The organism is Streptococcus parasanguinis (assembly GCF_032163505.1).
In the GTDB taxonomy this organism is placed as follows: domain Bacteria; phylum Bacillota; class Bacilli; order Lactobacillales; family Streptococcaceae; genus Streptococcus; species Streptococcus parasanguinis_V.
Map to the genome: position 1 here is coordinate 598,795 of NZ_CP134147.1, position 16,591 is coordinate 615,385.

Annotated in this window: 15 protein-coding genes; 12 read left to right on the top strand and 3 right to left on the bottom strand. The window is 42.2% G+C overall.

What is annotated here, in order from left to right; all coding sequences use genetic code 11:
• Positions 1 to 10: 10 nt before the first annotated feature.
• The 12 genes from RIN70_RS03155 to ileS all read left to right on the top strand — a co-directional run bounded on the left by RIN70_RS03155 (position 11) and on the right by ileS (position 13,059).
• Positions 11 to 259, top strand: a complete 249-nt coding sequence (locus tag RIN70_RS03155) for a DUF3165 family protein (protein ID WP_004219693.1) — start codon at positions 11 to 13, stop codon at positions 257 to 259.
• 90 nt (positions 260 to 349) lie between these two features.
• Positions 350 to 1,699 (top strand): UDP-N-acetylmuramoyl-L-alanine--D-glutamate ligase, encoded by a 1,350-nt coding sequence (murD, locus tag RIN70_RS03160; protein ID WP_195623298.1) that lies wholly within the window; start codon positions 350 to 352, stop codon positions 1,697 to 1,699.
• A 1-nt stretch (position 1,700) separates the two neighbouring features.
• Positions 1,701 to 2,783, top strand: a complete 1,083-nt coding sequence (locus RIN70_RS03165) for a UDP-N-acetylglucosamine--N-acetylmuramyl-(pentapeptide) pyrophosphoryl-undecaprenol N-acetylglucosamine transferase (RefSeq protein WP_031575925.1) — start codon at positions 1,701 to 1,703, stop codon at positions 2,781 to 2,783.
• Entirely contained in the window at positions 2,767 to 3,990 is a 1,224-nt protein-coding gene (locus RIN70_RS03170) for a cell division protein FtsQ/DivIB (RefSeq protein WP_313790664.1), read from the top strand. The genes RIN70_RS03165 and RIN70_RS03170 overlap by 17 nt, the downstream gene beginning before the upstream one ends.
• A 142-nt stretch (positions 3,991 to 4,132) precedes the next feature.
• On the top strand, positions 4,133 to 5,521 hold the full coding sequence (gene ftsA / locus RIN70_RS03175; protein ID WP_070450325.1) for a cell division protein FtsA: 1,389 nt from the start codon (positions 4,133 to 4,135) through the stop codon (positions 5,519 to 5,521).
• A gap of 15 nt (positions 5,522 to 5,536) precedes the next feature.
• Positions 5,537 to 6,802, top strand: coding sequence for a cell division protein FtsZ (gene ftsZ / locus RIN70_RS03180; protein WP_003005955.1), 1,266 nt, complete (start codon positions 5,537 to 5,539; stop codon positions 6,800 to 6,802).
• 2 nt (positions 6,803 to 6,804) lie between these two features.
• Positions 6,805 to 7,473, top strand: coding sequence for a YggS family pyridoxal phosphate-dependent enzyme (locus tag RIN70_RS03185; protein WP_003011742.1), 669 nt, complete (start codon positions 6,805 to 6,807; stop codon positions 7,471 to 7,473).
• 9 nt (positions 7,474 to 7,482) lie between these two features.
• Complete coding sequence (locus tag RIN70_RS03190) at positions 7,483 to 8,112, top strand: cell division protein SepF (RefSeq protein WP_195623296.1); 630 nt, start codon at positions 7,483 to 7,485, stop codon at positions 8,110 to 8,112.
• A 1-nt stretch (position 8,113) separates the two neighbouring features.
• On the top strand, positions 8,114 to 8,377 hold the full coding sequence (locus tag RIN70_RS03195) for a YggT family protein (protein WP_003011858.1): 264 nt from the start codon (positions 8,114 to 8,116) through the stop codon (positions 8,375 to 8,377).
• 6 nt (positions 8,378 to 8,383) lie between these two features.
• Complete coding sequence (locus tag RIN70_RS03200; RefSeq protein WP_195623295.1) at positions 8,384 to 9,175, top strand: YlmH family RNA-binding protein; 792 nt, start codon at positions 8,384 to 8,386, stop codon at positions 9,173 to 9,175.
• A gap of 9 nt (positions 9,176 to 9,184) precedes the next feature.
• Positions 9,185 to 10,012, top strand: a complete 828-nt coding sequence (locus RIN70_RS03205; protein ID WP_003005971.1) for a DivIVA domain-containing protein — start codon at positions 9,185 to 9,187, stop codon at positions 10,010 to 10,012.
• Between the two features lie 254 nt (positions 10,013 to 10,266).
• Positions 10,267 to 13,059 (top strand): isoleucine--tRNA ligase, encoded by a 2,793-nt coding sequence (gene ileS, locus RIN70_RS03210; protein WP_049523021.1) that lies wholly within the window; start codon positions 10,267 to 10,269, stop codon positions 13,057 to 13,059.
• 102 nt (positions 13,060 to 13,161) lie between these two features.
• Here the strand turns inward: ileS and RIN70_RS03215 are convergent, their stop codons facing one another.
• The 3 genes from RIN70_RS03215 to RIN70_RS03225 all read right to left on the bottom strand — a co-directional run bounded on the left by RIN70_RS03215 (position 13,162) and on the right by RIN70_RS03225 (position 16,504).
• Complete coding sequence (locus RIN70_RS03215; RefSeq protein WP_049485812.1) at positions 13,162 to 13,464, bottom strand: DUF1827 family protein; 303 nt, start codon at positions 13,462 to 13,464, stop codon at positions 13,162 to 13,164.
• Between the two features lie 67 nt (positions 13,465 to 13,531).
• Complete coding sequence (locus tag RIN70_RS03220) at positions 13,532 to 13,981, bottom strand: NUDIX hydrolase (RefSeq protein ID WP_070589607.1); 450 nt, start codon at positions 13,979 to 13,981, stop codon at positions 13,532 to 13,534.
• Between the two features lie 264 nt (positions 13,982 to 14,245).
• Positions 14,246 to 16,504 (bottom strand): ATP-dependent Clp protease ATP-binding subunit, encoded by a 2,259-nt coding sequence (locus RIN70_RS03225; RefSeq protein WP_070589606.1) that lies wholly within the window; start codon positions 16,502 to 16,504, stop codon positions 14,246 to 14,248.
• Between the last annotated feature and the right edge of the window lie 87 nt (positions 16,505 to 16,591).

Consider the following 16,591-nt stretch of genomic DNA (forward strand, 5'->3'; position numbering starts at 1 on the left):
GAGAAACAAAATGGTCTATTTTATCTTAGGGATTTTGATTCTCCTTTTTTACCTTTTTATGACCCCCAAAAGTATTCGTGGTACCTTAAACAGTGTCACAATGGTGGTCTTGATCGTCTCCATTATCGTACTGACTTGTCTGGCCATTTTTCAGATATTCCAACTACCGTCTGAGTTTTTTGTCGGTGCCTTTCTCGCCTTTGTTGGCTACCTGGCTTTGGTGGATATTTCCAAAATGACGACCAAACAGAAAAAATAAACGCTGACGTGATTTTTAAAGCCCTTTGGGCTTTTTAATTTTGCTAAAAAAAGGTAAAATAGAGAGTGATAAAAATGGAGCGAAGAAATCATGAAATTTGTGAAACAATTTGAAAATAAAAAGGTTCTTGTATTAGGTTTGGCGAAGTCAGGCGAGTCAGCTGCCCGTTTGTTGGATCGCTTAGGAGCGATTGTGACCGTCAATGATGGCAAACCTTTTGAAGAAAATCCAGCAGCACAAAGTTTACTGGAAGAAGGGATTAAAGTTGTGACAGGAGGTCACCCTCTGGAATTGTTGGATGAAGACTTTGCAGTCATGGTCAAAAATCCAGGAATCCCTTATTCTAATCCAATGGTTGAAAAAGCGCTTGAAAAAGGCATTCCAGTCCTCACTGAAGTGGAATTGGCCTATCTGATTTCGGATGCGCCAATTATTGGGATTACAGGATCAAACGGAAAAACGACGACGACAACCATGATCGGGGAAGTCTTGACGGCTGCCGGCCAAGGTGGTCTATTGTCTGGGAATATCGGTTTTCCAGCTAGTCAAGTTGCACAAACAGCAACAGAAAAGGATGTTCTGGTCATGGAATTGTCTTCTTTCCAATTGATGGGAATTGAAGCCTTCCATCCAGAGATTGCAGTGATTACCAACCTCATGCCAACCCATATCGACTATCATGGTTCTTTTGAAAATTATGTAGCTGCCAAATGGAATCTTCAAAAGAATATGACAGAAAAAGATGTCATTGTCTTGAACTTCAACCAAGACCTGACCAAGGAACTGGCTACAAAAACCAAGGCAAGGGTCCTTCCATTTTCAACGGTTGAAAAAGTGGACGGGGCTTATTTGGAAGATGGACTTCTCAAGTTTAAGGGAGAAGTTGTTATGCGTGCAGATGAACTGGGCGTTCCAGGTAGTCACAATGTAGAGAATGCCTTGGCAACGATTGCGGTTGCAAAAGTCCGGGGTGTGGAGAATGAGGTCATTAAAGAAACCTTGTCAGCCTTTGGAGGTGTCAAACACCGCCTTCAATATGTGGATGAAATTCAAGGTGTCAAATTCTATAATGATAGTAAATCGACTAATATTTTAGCAACACAAAAAGCCCTTTCTGGTTTTGATAACAACAAGGTGATCTTGATTGCAGGGGGGCTCGATCGTGGCAATGAATTTGATGAATTGGTGCCTCACATTACTGGCATAAAGGAAATGGTGATTCTAGGGGAATCAGCTCCTCGAGTGAAACGCGCAGCCGATAAAGCAGGCGTCCCTTATGTCGATGCGACAGATGTAGCAGATGCTACAAAGAAAGCCTTCGACTTGGCTAGCCCTGGCGATGTTGTACTACTAAGTCCTGCCAATGCCAGCTGGGATATGTATCCGAATTTTGAAGTGCGTGGGGATGAATTCCTTGCTACAGTAAAAGGGTTGAAATAAGATGAAAAAAATAATGTTTACTGGTGGGGGAACCGTGGGACATGTGACCCTTAATCTCCTCTTGATTCCAAAATTTATCGAAGATGGATGGGAAGTCCATTATATTGGAGACAAAAAAGGAATCGAATACCAAGAGATCAAAAAGTCTGGCTTAGACGTACGCTTCCATTCAATTGCAACGGGGAAATTGCGCCGCTATTTCTCTTTCCAAAATATGATGGATGTGTTCAAGGTAGCTTGGGGGACGCTCCAGTCCATTGCAATCCTGCTTCGTGTGCGCCCACAAGTTCTCTTCTCAAAAGGAGGATTTGTTTCTGTGCCACCAGTGATCGCAGCCCGACTCACGCGTGTCCCTGTCTATATCCATGAGTCGGATCTCTCAATGGGATTGGCCAATAAAATTGCTTATAAATTCGCTACCAAGATGTACACGACTTTTGAGCAAGCTCATGGTTTAACAAAGAGTGAGCATATCGGTGCGGTAACCAAGGTCACAGATCATATTCCGACAACTTCTGAAGAATTAGAAGAAAAAACAAAAGGTTTCCGAAAAGACTTGCCGACTCTTCTCTTTGTCGGAGGATCAGCTGGTGCGCGTGTCTTTAATGAATTTGTGACAGAGCACAAAGCAGAGCTCATGCAGCACTACAATATCATCAATTTGACAGGCGATTCAACATTGAATCAGGCTGAGGGCGGTTTGTATCGAGTGGATTATGTAACGGATCAGTATTTGCCAATGCTCCAGAAGGCTGATTTAGTGGTGACTAGAGGTGGGGCCAATACCTTGTTTGAACTCTTAGCTATGAACAAACTCCATTTGATTGTACCGCTAGGAAAAGAAGCCAGCCGTGGCGATCAGATTGAAAATGCCCAATATTTTGTGGATAAAGGTTATGCAGAGCAATTGCAGGAAGAGCAATTGACGCTCGAAACCTTTAATGAAACCATTCAAGAAATGTTGAAGCAAAGCCAAGTCTACCACCAAGCAATGGAAAAATCGACAGAACTCCTTTCACTAGACGATTTTTATGGTCTGCTTCAAAAAGATATCAGTAAGGGAAAAGATGACGGACGACAATAAAAAAACGCCAACGGATGACAAAATTACAGAATTGTCAGCCTGGCAAAAAAGAAACAAAGAATATTTAGAAAAAAAAGCGCTTGAAAAAGCGGAAGAAGCTGAAAAAGAGGAAACTGAAAGCGAAGAAGCACAAGAAGACGAAGACCTTTCAGAAAAAGAAACAGCTTCCGTCTCAGAGGAAGAATCTGACGAACGAAAAGAGTCTGAAGAGGAAGATGAATCTGAGGCCGAAGAGGATCCAGAAGCAGATGGAGAAGGTTCAGAAGGAGAAGAGGATGATCCGGCTGTAGAGGAGCTAGATCCTTCAGAGAAGCAAGAGAAAAGGCCTTCATTCTTTAAAGGCTTAAAGACGAAAAAGCCAAAGAAGGAACCGACAGTGGCAAAACGCCATATCTATCGTGCCCTTCCGGTTATCGGAATCAGCTCGCTTGTCGCCCTTCTCTCCATCTATTTTTTAAGTCCCTTGTCCACACAGAAAGTGATTGAATTTTCAGGGAACAAAGCGGTTGATCAGCAACTCTTGTATGAAAAAAGTCGCATTAAGGAAGAAGATTATACTCTGACGACCTTCCTTCATAAATCGGTCTATGAACAAAATATGAAAACGGCTAGTCCATGGATCAAAGAGGTTCACATGCATTATCAATTTCCTGTGACCTTTAAAGTCAATATCGTGGAACACAAAGTGGTTGCCTATTATGTGACCGGAGAAGACCACTATCCAGTATTGGAAAATGGAGAAGTCGTTGAGACAGTAACTCCAGCTTCGGAATTGCCGTCCTCCTATATTAGCTTGAAATTCTCAGATCGAGAATTGGTTAGACAATTTGTCCAAGAAATGAAGTCTATTTCTTCTTCCATTACGGATAAAATTGTTTCGGTTGATCTGACACCGAGCAAGGTCACCAAGGATCTGGTGACCATCACCATGAAAAACGATAATAAAATCTTGGTGCCTGTTTCCCAAATTACCCGCAAGCTTCCTTATTATAAAGCCATTAGTAAGCAATTAGATGATGATTCGACTATCGATATGGAGGCTGGAGTTTTCAGCTATAGTGAACAATCCATCGCAGATGCCAAAGAGCAAGCTGAAAAAGAAAAGGCTGAAAGTACAGAAAAGCAAGAAGAACATTCTGAGGAAGCAAGCCAAGAACAGAATCAAGAACAGAATCCAGAAGGAGAAAATTCTTCTGGGAATGAGTAAAGCCCATAAATTATCTCAAATAATTGAAGAAAAAATGTCCATTTTAGGCTTCTTTGTGATATAATGAAGTTTGGATAGTTCCAACTAAAAGGGCTATAAATAGATGTAAAGTGAAAACAAATAAAGAGAGAGGACTGGTGTAATGGCTAGAGACGGCTTTTTTACAGGTTTAGATATCGGTACTAGTTCAATAAAAGTATTGGTGGCAGAACATGTCAATGGAGAAATGAATGTAATTGGAGTCAGCAATGCAAAAAGTGCTGGCGTCAAAGATGGAATTATAGTAGATATCGAAGCTGCTTCAAATGCAATTAAAACTGCAATCAGCCAAGCTGAAGAAAAAGCAGGGATTTCAATCAATCTAGTCAATGTTGGGTTGCCTGCAAACTTACTACAAATCGAAGCAACTCAAGGAATGATTCCAGTCACAAGTGATTCGAAAGAAATCACAGATGCAGATGTTGAGAATGTTGTCAAATCTGCACTCACAAAAAGTATGACACCGGATCGTGAAGTAATCACCTTCATTCCTGAGGAATTCACAGTTGATGGTTTCCAAGGAATCCGCGATCCACGTGGAATGATGGGGATCCGACTTGAAATGCGTGGCCTTCTTTATACAGGACCTCGTACAATCTTGCACAATTTGCGTAAAACAGTCGAACGTGCAGGCTTACAAGTTGAAAACATCATCATTTCACCGCTTGCGATGATCAAAACAGTCTTGAATGAAGGCGAACGTGAATTCGGAGCAACGGTGATCGATATGGGTGGTGGCCAAACAACGGTGGCATCTGTTCGTAGCCAAGAACTTCAATTTACAAATATCTACCAAGAAGGTGGCGATTATGTTACCAAAGATATTTCTAAAGTATTGAAAACTTCTCAAAAATTGGCAGAAGGCTTGAAGTTCAACTATGGTGAAGCCTATGTGCCATCTGCTGGAAACGAAGTCTTCCATGTAGAAGTCATCGGTGAAGTAGAGCCAGTTGAAGTGACTGAGAAGTACTTAGCTGAAATCATTTCAGCACGTATCAAACACATCTTTGAGCAAATCAAACAAGACCTTGAGAGAAGACATCTGTTGGATCTTCCTGGTGGTATTGTGATTATCGGTGGAGGAGCGATCCTTCCTGGTGTTGAAGAATTGGCTCAAGAAGTCTTTGGTGTAAATGTGAAATTGTTTGTTCCAAATCAAATTGGAATTCGCAATCCAGCTTTTGCCCATGTAATTAGCTTGTCTGAATATGCAGGCAATTTGACAGATGTGGATATTATTGCTCAAGCTGCGGTTCATGGAGACGAAGTCTTGCGTCAACAACCGATTCAATTTGATCGTCCAGTGCAACCACAAGTACAACCACAACCTGCTGCTCCAGCACAACCGGTAGTACCTGCATACAATGCTGAGAAGATTGAATCTCCAGTGGATACTCAAGAAATTCCAGCAGCAAGCAATGATAGCAAACAAGAACCAAAAACTACATTCACAGACCGAATGAAAAATTTGATCGGTAATATGTTTGATTAAGGAGTGTAAGTATTTATGACATTTTCATTTGACACAGCAGCGGCACAAGGTGCAGTAATTAAAGTAATCGGTGTCGGTGGCGGTGGCGGTAACGCCATCAATCGTATGATTGACGAAGGCGTTGCCGGTGTAGAATTCATCGCAGCTAATACAGATGTTCAAGCACTTTCAAGTGCAAAAGCTGAAACAGTTATCCAATTGGGTCCAAAATTGACTCGTGGATTGGGTGCTGGAGGTCAACCTGAAGTTGGTCGTAAGGCAGCTGAAGAAAGCGAAGAAGTGTTAACAGAAGCTTTGCAAGGTGCAGACATGGTCTTCATCACTGCAGGGATGGGTGGAGGATCTGGTACAGGTGCTGCACCAGTCATCGCTCGTATTGCAAAAGCAGTAGGTGCTTTGACAGTAGCCGTTGTCACTCGTCCATTCGGGTTTGAAGGTTCAAAACGTGGCAACTTCGCTATTGAAGGGATCAACGAACTTCGCGAACATGTAGATACCTTGTTGATTATTTCTAATAACAACTTGCTTGAAATTGTAGACAAGAAGACACCACTTCTTGAAGCTTTGAGTGAAGCAGATAACGTTCTTCGTCAAGGTGTTCAAGGGATCACTGACTTGATCACAAGTCCTGGATTGATCAACCTTGACTTTGCAGACGTGAAGACTGTTATGGAAAACAAAGGAAATGCCCTCATGGGTATTGGTGTTGGTAGCGGTGAAGAACGCGTTATCGAAGCGGCTCGTAAAGCCATTTACTCTCCACTTCTTGAAACTACAATTGATGGTGCAGAAGACGTGATCGTCAACGTAACAGGTGGTTTGGATATGACATTGATCGAAGCTGAAGAAGCTTCAGAAATTGTGAACCAAGCTGCAGGTCACGGAGTGAACATCTGGTTGGGTACATCTATTGATGAATCTCTTAAAGATGAAATCCGCGTGACGGTTGTTGCAACTGGTGTCCGTCAAGACAAGGTAGAACGCGTTAGCGGAATTGCTTCCTCACAACGTCCTTATAAAACAGGACCACGTGAACAACGCCCACAAGCTGCACCATTTGACCGTGAATTTGATTTGAAACAAGATGTTGAATTGCCAACAACTCCAAGTCGTCCAGCGGTAGAACCAAACCGTGGCTCAGCCTTTGGTGATTGGGATATTCGTCGTGAGAATATCGTTCGCCAAACTGAACCAACATCAACACATCAAGTTGATCGTTACGTAGATTCATCTTCAGATGATGATGAATTGGAAACACCACCATTCTTCCGGAATCGTTAATCATGAATCTGGTAGAGAATGCTGATCTTGTTCGGCAACAAGTAGAAACAGCAAGAAACAAAGCTAACCGTCAAGATCAAGTTAATGTGATAGCTGTTACCAAGTATGTGGATGTTGCCACAACAGAAGCACTGGTGAAAACAGGTATCCAACATATCGGTGAAAATCGTGTCGATAAATTCCTAGAAAAGTATCAAGCTCTAAAAGAGTATGACCTCACTTGGCACTTGATTGGGAGCCTCCAACGGCGGAAAGTAAAAGACGTGATTAATCTCGTCGATTACTTTCATGCCTTGGATTCGGTGAAGCTGGCTCAAGAAATTCAAAAGCGAGCAGAACACCCGATCAAGTGTTTCCTCCAAGTGAACATTTCTGGTGAAGAAAGTAAGCATGGATTTGCACCCGATGAACTGGATGATGTTTTAGCGGAAATCGCACAGCTGGACAAAATTGAAATTGTTGGTTTAATGACGATGGCTCCTTTTGAGGCTAGTCAAGAAGAGTTGCAGGATATTTTTTCAAAAACTCACCAACTTCAGAAACAACTAGAAAAGAAACAATTAAAAAATATGCCTTTTTCAGAACTAAGTATGGGTATGAGTCGTGACTTTGAAGTAGCCATTGCGAACGGAGCGACTTATGTAAGAATTGGGACATCATTTTTTAAATAGGAAAGAACTATGTCATTAAAAGATAAATTTAACAACTTTATTGACTACTTCACAGAAGACGGTGAAGAAGTAGAAGTTCGCGAGGCAAAAGCAGCTGGGGCGGAAACACAACCAGTTCCACAGCCACAGCCGACTCCTCAAGTGACTTCTTCACGTCCACAGATTAGTCAAAGAGAACCAGTAAAACCAAAACCGACTCCTGTCGCACCTGTTACGACTCCAGTGTCTACAGCGGCAGTGAAGGAACCTGTTTCAACAACGAAAAATACATCTGAAAATATTACTCGCTTGCATGAACGTCAACGTGAATTGGCTGCTAATCGTGCGAATACAGATGAAAAGATTACCATTGATGTACGCTATCCCCGCAAATACGAGGAAGCGACTGAAATTGTTGATCTATTACTATCTAATGAGAGTATCTTGATTGACTTCCAATATATGACTGAAGTACAAGCACGTCGTTGTTTAGATTATTTGGATGGGGCTCGTTATGTTTTAGCAGGAAATCTTCGTCGTGTTGCAAGTACCATGTACTTGTTGACTCCAATTAATGTAGTCGTTAACATTGAAGATATCCGCCTTCCAAATGATGTGGAAGTGACAGAATTTGACTATGATATGAAACGTAATCGTTAAGATGGTTATCTTTCAATACTTATCAAATATCATTCAAATCTATTCCATCATTCTTGTCATCTATGCCTTACTATCTTGGTTCCCTGGGGCACCTCAGAGTACTCTTGGACAAATGGTTCACCGCCTAGTTGAACCATTTTTGAGCCTTTTTAGAAAGTTACCATTGCAGTTTGGGGGCTTGGATTTTACAGTTCTAGTAGCACTTTTGGTCTTGAACTTGATGAATCAGTTATTAGCCCGCTTGTTCCTACTTTTGATTGGATAGAATACGATGGGACAGACAGAGATTTACCAACATTTCAATCGCGAAGATCACGAATTCATTGATCGTTGTATTGAATTGTCTGAAAGAGTGGTGGAACGCTATTCTGTTGAGGTGACGGGTTTTTTAAACCCTCATCAGGTCACTATTTTACGAAATGTCGCGGCAAGCTACCAGTTACAGGCCTTTGCTTCCAGTGATGAGCAGAAAATGGAGTATGCCAAGGTTATTGTTGCTCCAGATTATTACCAATTGGATCCAAGTGACTTTGATCTGGCCTTATTGGAAATGGTCTATGCTTCAAAATTTCATCACTTGACCCATTCCCAGGTACTGGGGACCATTGTTCACCAATTAGGTGTGGAGCGCAAGTCCTTTGGAGATATTCTAACGAGTGATGGAAAGGTCCAAGTATTTGTTGAACAGCGTTTTGTTCACTATTTCATGGATCACATCCAGAAAATTTCTCGGGTACCTGTTAAGCTGAGGGAAGTTCCTCTCTCTGAACAAATGATCGTAGAGGAAGAAAGCCAGCAGCGAGATATTCTCGTGTCGAGTTATCGGTTAGATAAGGTAATTGCTGAGACCTTCAAGCTTTCGCGCTCACAAGCTAGTCAGTTGATTAGTTCTGGTCTAGTGAAAGTTAACTATGCGACTACTTCCAATGTTAGCTATACTGTAGGTCTGAATGATTTAGTCAGTGTCCGACGCTTTGGGCGTCTTAAAATTGTTTCTGAAAATGGTATTTCAAAGAGTGGAAAATATAAAGTAACTGTTGAAGTACTCTTAAGTAAAAAATGAGGAGGAGTTATGGCTCTTACTGCTTTAGAAATTAAAGATAAAACTTTTGGCGTTAAATTTAGAGGATATGATGCGAACGAAGTAGAAGAATTTCTAGATATCGTTGTTCGCGATTATGAAGATCTTGTTCGTTTAAATCATGATCAAGAAGCAAAAATTCAAGCTCTTGAAGAACGCTTAAACTATTTTGATGAAATGAAAGATTCATTGAGTCAATCTGTTTTGATTGCACAAGATACTGCTGAACGTGTCAAACAAGCAGCTAACGAACGTTCTGAAAATATTGTTCGTCAAGCTGAACAAGATGCACAGCACTTAGTGGATGAAGCAAAACAAAAAGCAAATGAAATCCTTCGTCATGCAACGGATAATGCCAAGAAGGTTGCCGTTGAAACAGAGGAATTGAAGAACAAGACACGCGTCTTCCATCAACGTTTGAAATCAACCATCGAAAGCCAATTGAGCATTATCGATACACCTGAATGGGATGAAATTCTTCGTCCAACAGCTATGTACATTCAAACAAGTGATGAAGCTTTCCGTGAAATTGTGGAGAAAGCTTTGGGTGAATCAGTTCACCATCATCATGCAGAAGATGATAACATTGATTTGACTCGTCAATTCTCTCCAGCTGAAATTGAAGAATTGCAAAAACGCATTGAAGCAGCTAATTTAGAATTGGGTGCAACACAAGCGTTTGAAGGTTTGAATGAAAAAGTTCAATCCGCTTTAGAAGAAGCAGAGCACGCTCGTCATGAAAATGAGGAAGTCGTTGCGGTTGAAGAAACTGTTCAACCAGAAGATGATGCAAATCGTGAATCTGTCAATATTTTATAATTTTGTAAAAACAGGTCCATTAATGATAGGTCTAGCGAGTAGATGATGGTGGAAGATCTGCACTCCCTCTTAATGGATGATCCTTTTACAGTATTCGTTCTGAACCCTTGAGTAAGAACGGACGTTTCCCTCGTTACGGGATGAGAGGAGAAGGTCGCTTGCGACTTCTCGAACAAAGGTGGTACCACGAGCAATCGTCCTTTTTAGGATGCTCGTGTTTTTTTTTATAGCTTTTAAATCAATAAGGAGACACAATGAAACTCAAAGAAACATTGAATCTTGGGAAAACAGCTTTTCCAATGCGGGCTGGGCTTCCAACGAAAGAACCAGTTTGGCAAAAAGAATGGGAAGATGCAAAATTGTATCAACGCCGTCAAGAGTTGAATGAAGGAAAACCGCATTTTACCCTTCATGATGGCCCTCCCTATGCCAACGGAAATATTCACGTAGGGCATGCCATGAACAAGATCTCAAAAGATATCATTGTTCGTTCTAAGTCTATGTCAGGATTTTACGCCCCTTATATTCCAGGTTGGGATACCCATGGTTTGCCAATTGAGCAAGTCTTGGCTAAACAAGGTGTGAAACGCAAAGAAATGGACTTGGTTGAGTACTTGAAACTCTGCCGTGAATATGCGCTTTCTCAAGTAGATAAACAACGCGAAGACTTCAAACGCTTAGGTGTTTCAGGTGATTGGGATCATCCTTATGTAACCTTGACGCCTGACTATGAAGCAGCACAGATCCGAGTCTTTGGTGAAATGGCCAATAAAGGCTATATCTACCGTGGGGCTAAGCCAGTTTACTGGTCTTGGTCTTCTGAATCAGCCCTCGCTGAAGCAGAGATTGAATACCATGATTTGGTATCAACGTCTCTTTACTATGCGAACAAAGTTAAAGATGGTAAGGGTGTCCTAGATACAGACACTTACATCGTTGTCTGGACAACAACTCCATTTACGGTTACAGCTTCTCGTGGATTGACGGTGGGTGCAGAGTTTGATTATGTCGTAGTGAAGCCTGCTGGATCTGACCGCAAGTATGTCGTAGCATCTGAGCTCTTGCCAAGCCTTTCTGAAAAATTCGGTTGGGAAAATGCTGAAGTCCTTGCGACTTACCAAGGAAAAGAATTGAACCATATCGTTACAGAACACCCATGGGATCCTGAAGTGGATGAATTGGTGATCCTTGGTGAGCATGTAACCCTTGATTCAGGTACTGGTATCGTCCATACCGCTCCTGGTTTTGGTGAGGATGACTACAATGTAGGGATTGCCAATGGCCTCGAAGTTGCTGTTACTGTTAACGAACGCGGAATCATGATGGAAAATGCTGGCCCTGACTTTGCTGGTCAGTTCTATGACAAGGTTGTTCCAACAGTTATCGAAAAACTTGGCGATTTGCTCCTTGCTCAAGAAGAAATCTCTCACTCCTACCCATTTGACTGGCGGACGAAAAAACCAATCATCTGGCGTGCCGTGCCACAGTGGTTCGCTTCTGTATCAAAATTCCGTCAAGATATCCTAGATGAAATTGAAAAAGTGAAATTCCACTCAGAATGGGGGAAAGTGCGTCTTTATAACATGATTCGTGACCGTGGTGACTGGGTCATCTCTCGTCAACGTGCCTGGGGTGTGCCTCTTCCAATCTTCTATGCAGAAGATGGAACACCAATCATGACAGCTGAAACCATCGAACATGTAGCGCAACTCTTTGAAGAACATGGTTCCATCATCTGGTGGCAACGTGAAGCGAAAGACCTCTTGCCAGAAGGGTTTACGCATCCTGGTTCACCAAATGGCGAATTTACAAAAGAAACAGATATCATGGACGTCTGGTTTGACTCAGGTTCATCATGGAATGGGGTTGTGGTTAATCGTCCAGAACTCAAATACCCAGCTGATCTTTACCTTGAAGGTTCAGACCAATACCGTGGTTGGTTCAACTCATCTCTTATCACATCTGTGGCGAACCATGGTGTCGCACCATACAAACAAATCTTGTCTCAAGGTTTTGCCTTGGATGGTAAAGGTGAGAAGATGTCTAAATCTCTTGGAAATACCATTGCTCCAAGTGATGTTGAAAAGCAATTTGGTGCTGAAATCTTGCGTCTTTGGGTAACTAGTGTAGACTCAAGCAACGATGTACGTATCTCAATGGATATCTTGAGCCAAGTGTCTGAGACTTACCGTAAGATCCGAAATACCCTTCGTTTCTTGATCGCGAATACTTCTGACTTTAACCCGGCTGAGGATACAGTTGCTTACGACGAGCTTCGTTCAGTGGACAAGTACATGACCATTCGCTTTAACCAGCTTGTCAAGACCATCCGTGACGCTTATGAAAACTTTGAGTTCTTGACGATCTACAAAGCGCTAGTCAACTTTATCAACGTTGACCTGTCTGCCTTCTACCTAGATTTTGCCAAGGATGTTGTTTACATCGAAGGAGCTAAATCCCTTGAACGCCGTCAAATGCAAACAGTTTTCTATGATATCCTTGTGAAAATCACGAAACTCTTGACTCCAATTCTTCCTCACACTGCTGAAGAAATCTGGTCTTATCTTGAGTTTGAAGCAGAAGACTTCGTTCAATTGTCAGAATTGCCAGAAGCAGAAACGTTTGCCAACCAAGAAGAAATCTTGGATACCTGGTCAGCCTTCATGGACTTCCGTGGTCAAGCTCAAAAAGCCTTGGAAGAAGCACGGAATGAAAAAGTGATTGGTAAATCACTGGAAGCTCATTTGACAGTTTATCCAAACGAAGTTGTGAAAACACTTCTTGGAGCTGTAGATAGCAATGTTGCTCAACTCTTGATTGTTTCTGAATTGACCATCGCAGAAGGCTCAGCTCCAGAAGGTGCAGTGACCTTTGAAGATGTAGCCTTCACAGTTGAACGTGCCACTGGTGAAGTTTGTGATCGTTGCCGTCGTATCGACCCAACAACGGCTGAACGCCACTATCATGCAACCATCTGTGATCACTGTGCAAGCATCGTCGAAGAGAACTTTGCGGACGCAGTCGCAGAAGGATTTGAAGCTAAATAAAAGCCATTAAAAGAAGTTCCATAAAGGAACTTCTTTTTTAATGGCTAGAATAGTGTAGAGATTCATGAATTAAGGAAATAAAAAAAGTAAGGCAAATTGGCCTTACTTTGTAATTGGAAAGGAAATTTCAATTAGTTTATCGGAGTAGAGGGTTTTAATAGCGGATTGGTCAATGATTTGAAGATCAATCTTACGTTTTAAAAAGAACTCACGAATTTTTTCTACTTCAGTTTCACGAATAGCTCGGTGTTTGTTACTGATCAATAATTCATAGTGTGTTGGGGCCTGTGTAAAAACGACATCGGTATTGCCCGCGGAATAAACCTCGACAAGCAAGGCGTCAGTGCTGGCAAGTTGGCTTTTGACCAGTACAGCATGACTATTTGTGGTATTAATGAGCTTCATATGAGTTCCTCCTAACCTCTATCTTCATTTATTATAGCACTTTTTTATTATTTGTGAAAGAATTCCTTTATTTTTTGTGGGTATTTTTCCACTGTTCAATGCCCCATTTGTGACTGCCACGTTTGAGTTTTTCAATAGCTTCATCTACAGGAAACCAAGCAAGACTGTTAAAATCTTCCAGTGGTTTTTGAGCCTCTGTATAGTCTACCACTTCATAAATATAGGCAGGATTGTAGTAGTAGGTGTCGCGATGACTGGAATAGAAATACTCATCTGCTTGGCCATAGTATTGTCCTAAAACAGCGGTAAAACCTAATTCTTCGATCAGTTCCCGTTTCAGAGCTTGCAAGTGATCTTCACCTGCCTCGATTTCCCCGCCAGGTAAGAACCAAGCCCCATTTGGAGCTTGAACGAGGATGATCTGATCCTTGTCCTTATTGGGAATAACAGCGTAGACACCATAGCGATTGACGTAGGTCACATCTTGTTTTTTTTCACCAAAACTTGGAATGGTCATGGTTTTCTCTTTTCTTATTTTTTCATCATTATATCATATTTTTTAGCAAAAATCTGGAGGGAAAAAAGAAAGAGAGTGGGACAAAAGTCCTAGCCTCTCAATTATTTTTGGATTGTCGAGCAAGACGCAGTGGTTGAGTGGGCTCTACTACGCTGATTTCATCAGCTTTTACAGCCCTACTCAACTGTGCGGAGGTGGGACGACGAAATCGAATTCTAACGAATTACCGATTTCTGTCCCACTCTCTGAATGTACCTTTACTGATTATTCTTCTGACTTCTTTTCAGCCGTCTTGTGAACAGCTTTGATGCTAATATTCCCATTGCTGGTCATGACGGCTTTGAGTTGTTTCTCACTTGGATGTTCCAGGTAATAATCGGTAATAGCATCTTCGATATGGTCTTGGATGGTACGACGGAGTGGGCGGGCCCCCATTTTTGGATCGTATCCTAGATCGACCAATTTTTCTTTGACCTTCTCTGTCACATCCAGATGAATCTCATTTTGTGCGAGACGTTGATTGACTTCATCCAGCATAAGGGTAACGATTTGGAGAAGATTTTCTTTTGATAGAGGTTGGAATTCAATGATGCCATCAAAACGGTTCATGAATTCAGGGCTAAAGAAGTTACCGAGTTCTCCAAGTACGGAGTTGGTGCGACCTTCGCGAGCGGCTCCAAAACCAACATTGGCCTCAGCTTTGCCAGTTCCAGCATTAGAGGTCATGATGATAATGGTATCTTTGAAGCTAACGGTACGGCCTTGACCATCTGTCAAACGGCCATCATCCAAGACTTGCAAGAACATGTGCATGACATCTGGATGGGCTTTTTCCACTTCATCTAACAACACGAGAGAGTAAGGATTGCGACGGACCTTTTCCGTTAGTTGTCCAGCTTCATCGTAGCCAACATAGCCTGGAGGAGCTCCGACTAGTTTCGCTACGCTATGTTTTTCCATGTATTCGCTCATATCAAAGCGGATCATATTATCTGCAGAGCCAAAGAGCTCGATCGCCAATTGTTTAGACAATTCGGTCTTTCCGACACCGGTTGGTCCGACAAAAAGGAAGCTTCCGATTGGTCGATTTGGAGATCCTAGGCCGACACGATTGCGTCGAATGGCTTTCGCGATTTTATCTACTGCATCATCTTGACCGATCACATGAGCTTTCAAATCAGAAGCCAGATTGATCAATTGAGACTGTTCTTTTTCTTTCAAATCGCCAACAGGAATATTGGTCTTTTGTTCAATGATGTGTTCAATAGTTTTTTCACTGATGACAGGGGTTTCCTGATCGGTGACATGTTGACCCTGCATTTCCTTATATTTCGCGATTTGATCGCGGAAGTAGGCTGCTTTTTCAAAGTCTTCTTCGCGTGTCGCTTGAGCTTTGAGATTTTCCGCTTCAATCAAGCGCTGGTCGATCACTTTTGGATCCACAAAGTTTAGGGTTAGGTTCATCTTAGACCCTGCTTCATCCAACAAATCAATGGCCTTGTCTGGCAGGAAGCGATCTTGGATATAGCGGTTTGAAAGAATAGCTGCCGCTTCAATGGCCCCGTCTGTATAGTGGACGTGGTGGTAGTCTTCGTATTTTTTCTGGATGCCCTTGAGGATGGTGATGGTTTCTTCAACCGTTGGTTCATCGACCTTAACGGGCTGCATCCGACGTTCTAAGGCCGCATCTTTTTCAATGATACGGTATTCATTGAGGGTAGTAGCACCGACTAATTGGAGTTCTCCGCGCGCTAAGGCTGGTTTAAGGATATTTCCAGCGTCCATATTGCCTTCGCCAGCTGATCCTGCGCCAACAATTTCATGGATTTCGTCGATAAACAGAATAACATCTTCGCGTTGACGAATTTCATCCATTAATTTTTGCATGCGTTCTTCGAATTGACCACGAATGCCTGTGCCCTGAACGAGGCTCACGACATCTAGGCGGATGACTTCTTTTCCTTGCAATTTATGAGGAACGTCGCCATCGACGATTTTTTGAGCCAGGCCTTCCACAACAGCAGTTTTTCCGACCCCAGGCTCTCCAATCAGAACCGGATTGTTCTTGGTTCGACGGTTGAGGATTTCGATGACACGGATAATCTCCTCGTCACGGCCAATGACAGGGTCAATATCCCCTTTGCGGGCAATTTCTGTGACATTGATGCCGAACTCTTCTAACAGTCCTTTTGGCTTTTGAGGGCGTGCTTGACGGGGGTCTTGACCACCACCACGGTTATTGTTTTGGCCGTAGCCGCCACCTCCATAACTGCCTCCGGATTGAGTTGGAGGGGTTTGAGGTTCTTGCGGACTTTGGAAGTTTCCAAGGTTATTGAAGAAATCTTCAAAAGGATCTCCAGTGAGTTGGCTACGTTGGGTCATGCCTTTCAAGAAGCTGTTATTAGGGTCTGTTTTCATAATTTTATAGCAATTTTGACAGAGGTCTACTTGCTGCTGACGTCCATTTACATTTGTATATAAATGGATGGTTGATTCATTTATTTTACAATTTTGACAAAGCATATACATACCTCACAGTAGGTTTTTGATGGTTTCCCATCAAGAGACGAGCCTATTTTTAAAAGGTCAAAAATAGTCAAAGATTTATAG

What these genes read in the sequence shown, in the direction of transcription:
- RIN70_RS03155 (WP_004219693.1), top strand. Translation starts at nt 11, where the DNA reads ATGGTCTATTTTATCTTAGGGATTTTGATTCTCCTTTTTTACCTTTTT.
- murD (WP_195623298.1), top strand. Translation starts at nt 350, where the DNA reads ATGAAATTTGTGAAACAATTTGAAAATAAAAAGGTTCTTGTATTAGGT.
- RIN70_RS03165 (WP_031575925.1), top strand. Translation starts at nt 1,701, where the DNA reads ATGAAAAAAATAATGTTTACTGGTGGGGGAACCGTGGGACATGTGACC.
- RIN70_RS03170 (WP_313790664.1), top strand. Translation starts at nt 2,767, where the DNA reads ATGACGGACGACAATAAAAAAACGCCAACGGATGACAAAATTACAGAA.
- ftsA (WP_070450325.1), top strand. Translation starts at nt 4,133, where the DNA reads ATGGCTAGAGACGGCTTTTTTACAGGTTTAGATATCGGTACTAGTTCA.
- ftsZ (WP_003005955.1), top strand. Translation starts at nt 5,537, where the DNA reads ATGACATTTTCATTTGACACAGCAGCGGCACAAGGTGCAGTAATTAAA.
- RIN70_RS03185 (WP_003011742.1), top strand. Translation starts at nt 6,805, where the DNA reads ATGAATCTGGTAGAGAATGCTGATCTTGTTCGGCAACAAGTAGAAACA.
- RIN70_RS03190 (WP_195623296.1), top strand. Translation starts at nt 7,483, where the DNA reads ATGTCATTAAAAGATAAATTTAACAACTTTATTGACTACTTCACAGAA.
- RIN70_RS03195 (WP_003011858.1), top strand. Translation starts at nt 8,114, where the DNA reads ATGGTTATCTTTCAATACTTATCAAATATCATTCAAATCTATTCCATC.
- RIN70_RS03200 (WP_195623295.1), top strand. Translation starts at nt 8,384, where the DNA reads ATGGGACAGACAGAGATTTACCAACATTTCAATCGCGAAGATCACGAA.
- RIN70_RS03205 (WP_003005971.1), top strand. Translation starts at nt 9,185, where the DNA reads ATGGCTCTTACTGCTTTAGAAATTAAAGATAAAACTTTTGGCGTTAAA.
- ileS (WP_049523021.1), top strand. Translation starts at nt 10,267, where the DNA reads ATGAAACTCAAAGAAACATTGAATCTTGGGAAAACAGCTTTTCCAATG.
- RIN70_RS03215 (WP_049485812.1), bottom strand. Translation starts at nt 13,464, where the DNA reads ATGAAGCTCATTAATACCACAAATAGTCATGCTGTACTGGTCAAAAGC.
- RIN70_RS03220 (WP_070589607.1), bottom strand. Translation starts at nt 13,981, where the DNA reads ATGACCATTCCAAGTTTTGGTGAAAAAAAACAAGATGTGACCTACGTC.
- RIN70_RS03225 (WP_070589606.1), bottom strand. Translation starts at nt 16,504, where the DNA reads ATGCTTTGTCAAAATTGTAAAATAAATGAATCAACCATCCATTTATAT.